This window comes from Marinobacter sp. EVN1, from assembly GCF_000475375.1.
GTDB classification, from domain to species: Bacteria; Pseudomonadota; Gammaproteobacteria; order Pseudomonadales; family Oleiphilaceae; genus Marinobacter; species Marinobacter nauticus.
The window spans coordinates 1-8,380 of the sequence record NZ_AXCB01000038.1 but is presented as its reverse complement, the minus strand read 5'-3'; the positions used below and the strand labels follow the sequence as shown (position 1 = coordinate 8,380).

Below are 8,380 nucleotides of genomic sequence, written 5' to 3'. Positions count from 1 at the left end.
GTTACGCTCAAACTTTGCTTTAGACATTTCGACCAATCTCCCTAATCAACCAGGATCGCAACGTTGACCGGATAAAAAATGGAGCTCATGACCGGAATTGAACCGGTGACCTCATCCTTACCAAGGATGTGCTCTACCGACTGAGCTACATGAGCATTGAAACCAAATTGGAGCGGGCAGCGGGAATCGAACCCGCGTCATCAGCTTGGAAGGCTGAGGTAATAGCCACTATACGATGCCCGCGAGCAATTAGTGGTGGAGGGGGCAGGATTCGAACCTGCGAAGCTTTCGCGTCAGATTTACAGTCTGATCCCTTTGGCCACTCGGGAACCCCTCCCGAACAAATCCGCAAAAGCGAACCTGCTTAAAACTTAAAGTGGAGCTGGCGGACGGAATCGAACCCCCGACCTGCTGATTACAAGTCAGCTGCTCTACCAACTGAGCTACGCCAGCTCACATTCGCCTGTTCAGCGAGGGCGGTATACTACGGATTTTTTTCCGGCCTTGCAACACCTTCACAAGCATTGCTTTCAACGAAATCGAACTCGTAACCGGTTTCCGCTTCAACCGCTTGAACCCATTCACTTTCTGCCATGGATTCAACCTCAAAAACGAGCGCGTATCCTAAACGATTTCGAGGGAACTTGGCCAGCACTACATTCAGATTTGCCTGTTTTTTTTCTGTCAGTACCGATTGCGCAGCCTCAAGGGATTCGAACAGCCCCAGGGAAATGGCGTTACGGTACTCCCCACGGGGAACAATGTACGATTCCACGCCCTGAAGATAGAGCTCACGGAACTGGGCTCGCGCTGCTTCCGGCGGCTGCGGAGGAATCAAGACCCAATGCAGGGGCGGTAACTCCTTCTCAACCTCAACAATACCGGCTTTATGCTTGAGACCGGCCGCTACGCCCTCGGCTTCATCCCTCGCATCAAACATTCCGAGCGATATCCGTAGACAACTCTCTTCCCGGGAGAGTCTCTCCATGGTGTCAGAAGCCACTTTCAGACCGGAGACACGAGGCAGGGTTCCAGATGAAACGCCAACATAACGGGATGGCTCGATCCAGGCCGGCACAAACCAAACGGCCAGATTGAGAGCTGCCAACAGAAACGCCAGCCACTTCATCACAGAACGCCCGCGCTGGCGATTCGCTCAAGACCGTCAAGCACCATACCCTCAATTACGTTTGCCTCAAGACCAAGGGCCTGCAAACGCCGGGCATCGCCACCGGTCAGGTAGATCGCAGAGAGTCCAAAGGCTTTTGCATCGTGATGAATCCTCTGGACAAGGGCCTCAGTGAGCCAGGCCAGACCGTGGTTGACGCATTCGCCGGTCGATTGTCCCGGGCGGGTGTCGAGTTGCTCACTCTGCTCAAATCCAATTCGTGCCGCATCCACTTTCAGACTACGGCGCATCATCTGGAGCCCAGGAAGAATGTAGCCACCGAGGTGTCGCCCGCCCGCATTCACATAGTCCACGGTGACGGCGCTACCGGCATCGACAACGGCGAAAGAAGCCTTACACCTGACCCAACCAGCCAGCATGGCATGCCATCGATCAGCCCCCATGCGCGACACATCCCCATAGGAATTGGACAGGCCATCGCGCGTCGACTCAGCCCAGCAATATTCAACAGGCACCTTGGCCCGGGCAAGCAACAGTTCATGAAGTTGCGCGCGGGCGCTTTCCGAGGCCACCGTCGACACCAGAATTCTGTCAATGTCAGACCAGTAGCCTGAAAGTCCGATCAGGGGCTCAGCATCTGCCATGACCGCTGCCCCTTCAAGAGGGCCGCCTGTTCCAGTCAGTCGCCATTTCAGGCGGGTATTACCAGCGTCAATCAACAAAATCATTCAGACACCCGCAAACTGATATCGCCCGCCCGCACCGGTATTTCGCCCTCTGCTGTTTTCAGGAGGTAGTTCCCGGTTTCGTCGATACCGCCTCCCACGCCCTTTAATTCACCGTCGCGGGTGACGAGGGGCAGGCCGTTAAAGATATCACGGCGCTGCCAGCGCTCCCGGAATTGCCGGAAGCCGCCAGCCTCAAATTCTGTCACTGCTGCCAGAATGTGAGTAATCATCCCGGCAGCGAGTTGGTTGCGAACCCAGGCCTGGTCTGGCCAACGCTTGTCCAGGCTCGTCCAGGGCTGATCAACGTCTTCAGCTTGAGTCATATGCACGTTGATACCGATTCCTGCGATCACCTGAACACAACCTTCCTGGAGTTCTCCCTGGATTTCTACCAGGATCCCACCAAATTTCTGGCCCTGGGCAAACAGGTCATTGGGCCACTTGAGCCCCACCTCACCGCCCCCTACCTGCTCAATTGCATTGGCGACGGCAACGCCCAGGGCCAGACTGAGGCCATCCAGGGCCGAGAACCCACCTTTTATCGACAACCCAAGGCTCAGGTAGAGGTTCTGGCCCTTGGGGCTGGCCCAGTTCCGACCTCTTCGACCACGGCCGGACGTCTGGCAGTCAGATAACACCACCGGGAGTGGCGCCGACGTCAGTAGGCGCGCAACCTCGGCGTTGGTGGAATCCACTTCATCCAGAACAGTGAGCTGTATCCGCTCTCGAACCGAAGGATCGAGCTGACCAAGAATGATGTCACGGTCGAGCAGGTCCAGTGCGGACACCAGCTGGTAACCCTGCCCGCGAATGGTCCGTATGTCAGTTCCGTCGGCGATAGCCTTGCGGATATGCTTCCACACCGCCGTCCGGGAAACGCCCAGCTTCTGGGCCAGCGACTCACCGGAATGGATTTCACGATCACTGAGCAGGGACAGCAATGCATTGGATTTCATCAATGAGCTTCCAGACGGGGAATGAACAAGCCCGGATTAAACAACAGGAGGGGATTGAAAAGCAAAGGGGCAGCACTGGCCTTACCCCTTTACCGGTCGCGACGTCAGGGGATAGGTGTCGCGGTCAGGTTTGCGCGAATATTCACATTCTGGAGCACGGCGCCGAACCCGGCGGTCTGGGCGCCACCCACAGGATGGACAAGATCGATATTATTTATGGTCAATTCCTTGAAACGGGTTTCCGCCTTGACCGCGAATCCCAGTGGACGGTTCAGACGATCAGCCTCCGAAGGAGAGGACACATACCGATAACCCTGAGGGGCCGAGGCATCCATAATCTTTTCGTCACCACGGGCGCCATTCACCCCCAGCGAGTCCGCTCCATTTTCTTTCTTCACGACTCGGGTCTGGTAAACGTCAACGGATAGATCGGTTTGAATACCGTAGGTGTTGTCGTCGACGCCATCACCATCGAAATCACCACCGTCACTCGTGTATATGTTGTCCAGAACAAGGCGGGTTCCGGAACCATTCACGGCCTGCCCCTGGCCATCGACGGTCCGATTGGTTTCCCACAACAGTGAATTCCGCTTCTCGCTGCTCTGAGCACGGGCGAGGATGTTCTTCATCTCGATCGTGACACCTTCGTCGCCCCGCATTTCCCACTCACCGCCCGATGCCGAGCAGGCCGAGGCCGAAGCACCAGCGCCACCCACACAGACGTTGCCGGCACCGCCAGGCTTGATCAACGTGGTGCTCCCTTGTTCAAAACGCTGAATCTTCAAACGCCCAAGGCTCTCTCCATCGACACCATTACCGATCCGGACATTGCCGATATCCATGGTGCTCCAGGACTCTTCCGTTGCCAGCGCCAATCCTTCATCGGTGACATCCAGAGTCATGTTACGAACATGACCATCATAGGTCATATCGGTCAGCCAGAGACCTTTCTGGGGCTGCTCACCGTTACCTTCGTCATAGGGAGCGGCAATCACTGCAGCACGACCGTCACGAATGTGAATATCCGAATTAATCGTCAGGCCCTCACCGGAAGCGCCACCGGCTCCGAGCGTCATATGGCCGTCCAGCGTAAAGTCGTAGGCGGGATAGATGCCGAGCGCCAACAACAATTCTGTGCCACCCTGCAATGGCGCATCATCACTGCCAACGCGCATCCCATTAATACGGTAACCGGCCTCAAGCCCCTCAAAACCAATTCTCAAACCGTCATAGAATCGGGTTCCCCCCTGAATACCGTCACGGGTAACGTTCACGGTAATATCACCCTGCCCCCAGGACTGAAGGCCGCTGATAATCACCCTGTTGCCGTCCTCGGTATAGCTCAGATCAGAAAGCCTGAGACTCCACTGGGCAGCCAGCCTCAAACCCTGGGCACCGGCATCGGCATGCCCTCCGCCCTGCAGGTAAAGCGCATTGGTGTAGCTGCGTCCACCAAATACCTGGTCTTCCAACAGAAAGCTCAGGTTGAAGGCCCCAAAGCTCTTACCAGCAGCGCCAATCTCAATGGCTCCGACCTCAAACTCGCCTTCCATTCGCCCAAGCGTTAAACCCACTGCCGGTCGGCCGCGCCAATCCTCATCCACATCCAGACGAAGGTCCTGAATTTGGTAGGAACCAGTGATGTCTCTCAGGGCGAGTGCATGGACATCATCGTGATAGAGGAAAGACGCGCTATGTATGGTTGTCTCGTTATCAAACCTCAAACCCTCCCCTGCGCGGCCTCCTGCGGATATACCGGTCGTTGAGGACAGTTCGTACTGGCCAGAGAGACCGCCATAGCTGGGCAGCAGGTCACCGTTACCATTGGTGCTACGGCCATATATCGCAGGATCGCTGGAATATCGAATAGCACCGACCTGCCAACTACCAGTTACTCTTGGAGCCGTCAGTTCCAGGGTCTGGCCCACCCGCTCCAGAGTTACTCCCAGGGCCTCAACGGACATAGTGATATCGTCCAGAAACACCGAATTACCGTTGGTTCTATAGCCCAGACGGCCTCCCGTCATGGTGTACGCGGAATCAAATTCATAGCCGGTTCCACCTGCGGTCTGCTGGCGCAGGCTCAAGGTGCCTTGAAGGCTATGATCAAAGAAAATCCCGCCCATACTGACACCGGACGCGCCGGCCAGCCGGATGTCCGAGAATTCGACCCGCCGGTCTTCTACCAGGTATTCGAGATTCAGCGCAGAATCACTGCCGATATCGATCTTGGTCCGATGAAATGCGCCCTGGCCCGGCACTTCCGAGGAACCCACCCGCATGCCTTCCAGATGGACGCCTTTGTTATCGTCGTAATAGGAAAGCTTGTCTGCGGTCATGGTCAGGTCAGTTTCGATGGTAATCCCGCTCTGGCCTCGTATCTCAGACAGCGCCCGGTCATCAAGGCTCTGGAGATCTGCAGCGGTTATCATCGAATAGCTGCCCAGGCCCAGGACGACCGTACTCAGGGGCAGGATTCCGGAAAGCTTACGAGTCATGATGCCTCCTGGCTAAGGGGTTCCATCCGGAAAAACCAGAAGGTTACCCTGCATGATCACGTCCCCCTGCATTTCCACCGCAAAGATGTCGGTTTGCTGAAAGCCGGGGTCAGTTGGTCGTGGCGTGCTACTGGAAGCGATTTTGAACTGTACGTCAGAAAACCGGACAACATTTGGCAAGCCCAGCTCAATCACATCACGGTCAAAGAGTGCACCATCCCCCCCAAAGCCGGAATCGATCGAACGCACCCTCAGGGTCAGACCCTCAAAGGCGAACATCCCTCGAATTTCATCCAGTACCATCCATCCGCCATCCTGCTTCAGCCGATAGGCAAAGCGAGCACCGCATTTCTTATCTGCCTCATCACACCGGCCAAAGTAATTGTTCTGAACCGGACCTCCCATTTCGTTGATGCTGATGTCGCCAGACAGATAGATCCCCCCCTGGCCGGAGACATCAGCCAGGGCGTCGTCCCCGAGCGGCGACATCTCGGAATACGCCAAGGCGGGAAGCAGGGCCGCAAAGAGCAGGCAAAACCGGGTAGCTGAACAACAAGTCAGACGGATCATGGCGCCAAGTCCTTGGTTCTGATTTCCAGGTGCTGAATGAGCATTCCTTCGATGCGGGCGGAGCCAAAATCCCGGTCACCAACACCAAAGTTGCCAATCCGGAGATTGCTCCGGTATTCCGGATTGGTGTAATAGGCTTCATAGAAGTCCCAGGTTGCGGTATCGCTGCCATCCCGAAGCCCGTTTGCGGCAATCTGCCCGGGTGCCGGCGCAGCGATAGCATCTACCTCCAGCACGAAATTGCCCGTACCGTCGACATCAAAAAATACTGGCTGGAGCTCGTTACCGATCGCCAGTTGAAGGACAAAATCGGACATGGTGATGCGGGAGCCACACTCGCTGCCATCCTGGGTGCATGCGTTGATGGTTAACTCCGGAGAGTAGAAGTTCAGCTTGAACTGGCCGGCCATTTGCTGGCGAGCGTCATCGCCCCAGAGGCGCAGGTAACTCCCGTCAATCACGGCACTTTTCGCATGTATATTCAGGTTGGCAGAGCGATCGTCACCCACGGCGACATTCATCTGCATCCCCATATCCGCTCGCTCGCCAATCCAGGATTCAGTCGCGGGGCGGCTTGAACAGGTACCGCTGCCAGCAGCCGCAGAGCCACCCAGGCAATCGTAACCCTCGGCCGCGCTGAGCATCGCGGGCGCGGCGATTTCCAACACCGATTTATCTCTGACCCCGATCGTGTTGCCGTCCACCACGTCAATTCGCCAGGGATGCAGCAAACGCCCAAGGTTGACCGGGGTCAGATTCTGACCATAGGTGGAATCAGCGCCCGCGATATACAAGTGATTCACCGTAATATCGACGTCTTGACCATCTGTGCTTTTGATACCCGTGATTCGGAATATACGGGCCTGGTTGCCATTGGCATCCGGCGCGTCGGTTCCATGGGAGAAGGTAAAGTTATCGAGAACCAGGCCTATGCCGGCGCCATCAATCTCGGACATCTCGGACTCATTAAGAGTCACCATCTCCGCCTGGAGGGGCAAAGACCAAAAGAGCGCGAACGACAGCATTGCAGTGCAGGGGAAGTTGCAGGACCCAAATTTGCCCATCAGAACAGCCCCCGACCACGGTCTATGTACTCAGTCCGATAACGGTCCGTGCCGTACAACGCCTCATTCAGGTTTACCTCGGTGGCGCCATTGGGGATATTGAAGAATGCGCCGGACGTCGCCCGAATAAAGTCCTCTACCGTGATGTCGGTTTTCTTGACGTCCTTCAGCCAATCCAGATCTTTGGTCTGAAACGAAATAAACGCACCATCGGCGGGACCGGTAATTCGCCGCTCACCATTGACCTCCTCAACCTGGCCAATCGGGAAACTGTTGTAAATATCCAGATCAAAGCAGGAGTCTATACCCAGCACCATGCAATCCTGGGCATAGACATAGATGTCACCAGCACCACAGCTGAAGAAGGAACAATCCGGCACCTCGATCTCCGAACTGGATCCCCAGCCAATCAGGTTCTTCAGAGACCAGCGGGTGAATCCGGCGGCACCTTCGAGAACGAACTTTTCCCCGTTCGGAATACCGATATACTCCGCACGGATGGGATCAAGCTCGCCAATGCGCGGGTCATCTTCCGCTCCATAGACCAGCTGCGCCTTGGTGGCGAGCGGACTGCCCGATTCGAGCAAAGGGGTGAGCAGTACAATCAACTGATCGAAGAAATTGCCGGTGGAGTTAGCCTCCCGCAACCCTTCACCCCGATCGATGATGTCGACATTGACGTTGCCCGTCAGCGTTTCGATCTTGCCGGAAAGAATGCCCATGGACTCGCCAAAGCCAAGACGAACACCTACCACCTCATTGGTGGTCTCATCAAAGGCAAACTCAAAGAACGGGCTATCGATCATGAACGGAACAATCTCATTCTCGCCATAGGCTGAGCCATCGGGGCGATATTGTCGCGGAGCATCAGGGTTCTTGCTGTAGTAGGCCTGGTTATTGATGTACCCGAGCGCAAAATCGCGGATCAGCACATCGGAAGAACCCTGCTTCTCACCCGCTCGCTCATATCGCCCCATCTCGAGAACATCAACATTGGTCTGAATTTCGATATCCATACCGAGATTGACACGGGTATAGGAGGTATTTTCGTTGGGATCGGGATGGTACTGGCGGTCTATGGAGACAAAGGCCTGACCTGTCACCTCGGACAGCTCGGCATCAGAAATGGGCTGCAAATCTGCATGGGCAGCCGAAGACAGCACCATGGACAGCGCGAGGAATAGTCTTTTACGTGTACTCATAGCCATACCTGCCCGCCGTTTGTTGTTATTGACGGCAATGATCGAATGACTGATGAGTGTCTCTGAAGCTGGCTTTTTAGTCTTTTTTTCTGCCAGTCTTGAGGGAATGCTAACGCTATTTACCGAGTGTAACTGTGCGCCTGATCACAGGGTCATATCTGCTCGTTTTTCTGCAGGCAATAAAAAACCCCCGACAGCGAAGCTGTCGGGGGTTTTAGGCATTAGGCGCCTGA

7 protein-coding genes and 4 tRNA genes are annotated in these 8,380 nt (G+C 55.7%); all 11 read right to left on the bottom strand.

The annotated features are described in order from the left end of the window. Window positions 1-79: 79 nt before the first annotated feature. The 11 genes from Q674_RS34725 to Q674_RS34675 all read right to left on the bottom strand — a co-directional run bounded on the left by Q674_RS34725 (window position 80) and on the right by Q674_RS34675 (window position 8,147). Window positions 80-155, bottom strand: a tRNA-Thr gene (locus Q674_RS34725). A 13-nt stretch (window positions 156-168) separates the two neighbouring features. Beyond that, window positions 169-243 (bottom strand) — tRNA-Gly (locus tag Q674_RS34720). Window positions 244-253: 10 nt separating this feature from the next. Next, a tRNA-Tyr gene (locus tag Q674_RS34715) sits at window positions 254-337 on the bottom strand. Between the two features lie 40 nt (window positions 338-377). Next, window positions 378-453 (bottom strand) — tRNA-Thr (locus Q674_RS34710). 31 nt (window positions 454-484) lie between these two features. After that, on the bottom strand, window positions 485-1,129 hold the full coding sequence (locus tag Q674_RS34705; protein WP_023009399.1) for a hypothetical protein: 645 nt from the start codon (window positions 1,127-1,129) through the stop codon (window positions 485-487). Next, the gene (locus Q674_RS34700; RefSeq protein ID WP_014420479.1) at window positions 1,129-1,857 is read right to left on the bottom strand and encodes a type III pantothenate kinase; all 729 of its coding nucleotides are present in this window, start codon (window positions 1,855-1,857) and stop codon (window positions 1,129-1,131) included. The genes Q674_RS34705 and Q674_RS34700 overlap by 1 nt, the downstream gene beginning before the upstream one ends. Continuing rightward, window positions 1,854-2,813, bottom strand: a complete 960-nt coding sequence (locus tag Q674_RS34695) for a biotin--[acetyl-CoA-carboxylase] ligase (protein ID WP_023009398.1) — start codon at window positions 2,811-2,813, stop codon at window positions 1,854-1,856. The genes Q674_RS34700 and Q674_RS34695 overlap by 4 nt, the downstream gene beginning before the upstream one ends. A gap of 104 nt (window positions 2,814-2,917) precedes the next feature. Then, the gene (locus Q674_RS34690; RefSeq protein WP_023009397.1) at window positions 2,918-5,311 is read right to left on the bottom strand and encodes a DUF6160 family protein; all 2,394 of its coding nucleotides are present in this window, start codon (window positions 5,309-5,311) and stop codon (window positions 2,918-2,920) included. 12 nt (window positions 5,312-5,323) lie between these two features. Further along, entirely contained in the window at window positions 5,324-5,881 is a 558-nt protein-coding gene (locus Q674_RS34685; protein WP_023009396.1) for a hypothetical protein, read from the bottom strand. After that, window positions 5,878-6,837 (bottom strand): hypothetical protein, encoded by a 960-nt coding sequence (locus Q674_RS34680; RefSeq protein WP_023009395.1) that lies wholly within the window; start codon window positions 6,835-6,837, stop codon window positions 5,878-5,880. The genes Q674_RS34685 and Q674_RS34680 overlap by 4 nt, the downstream gene beginning before the upstream one ends. A 107-nt stretch (window positions 6,838-6,944) precedes the next feature. Then, window positions 6,945-8,147, bottom strand: coding sequence for a DUF6160 family protein (locus Q674_RS34675; protein ID WP_023009394.1), 1,203 nt, complete (start codon window positions 8,145-8,147; stop codon window positions 6,945-6,947). Window positions 8,148-8,380: the final 233 nt, after the last annotated feature.

Bases quoted from the DNA above. Each gene is read 5' to 3' on its own strand.
- Q674_RS34705 (WP_023009399.1), bottom strand. From the start codon at position 1,129: ATGAAGTGGCTGGCGTTTCTGTTGGCAGCTCTCAATCTGGCCGTTTGG.
- Q674_RS34700 (WP_014420479.1), bottom strand. From the start codon at position 1,857: ATGATTTTGTTGATTGACGCTGGTAATACCCGCCTGAAATGGCGACTG.
- Q674_RS34695 (WP_023009398.1), bottom strand. From the start codon at position 2,813: ATGAAATCCAATGCATTGCTGTCCCTGCTCAGTGATCGTGAAATCCAT.
- Q674_RS34690 (WP_023009397.1), bottom strand. From the start codon at position 5,311: ATGACTCGTAAGCTTTCCGGAATCCTGCCCCTGAGTACGGTCGTCCTG.
- Q674_RS34685 (WP_023009396.1), bottom strand. From the start codon at position 5,881: ATGATCCGTCTGACTTGTTGTTCAGCTACCCGGTTTTGCCTGCTCTTT.
- Q674_RS34680 (WP_023009395.1), bottom strand. From the start codon at position 6,837: ATGTCCGAGATTGATGGCGCCGGCATAGGCCTGGTTCTCGATAACTTT.
- Q674_RS34675 (WP_023009394.1), bottom strand. From the start codon at position 8,147: ATGAGTACACGTAAAAGACTATTCCTCGCGCTGTCCATGGTGCTGTCT.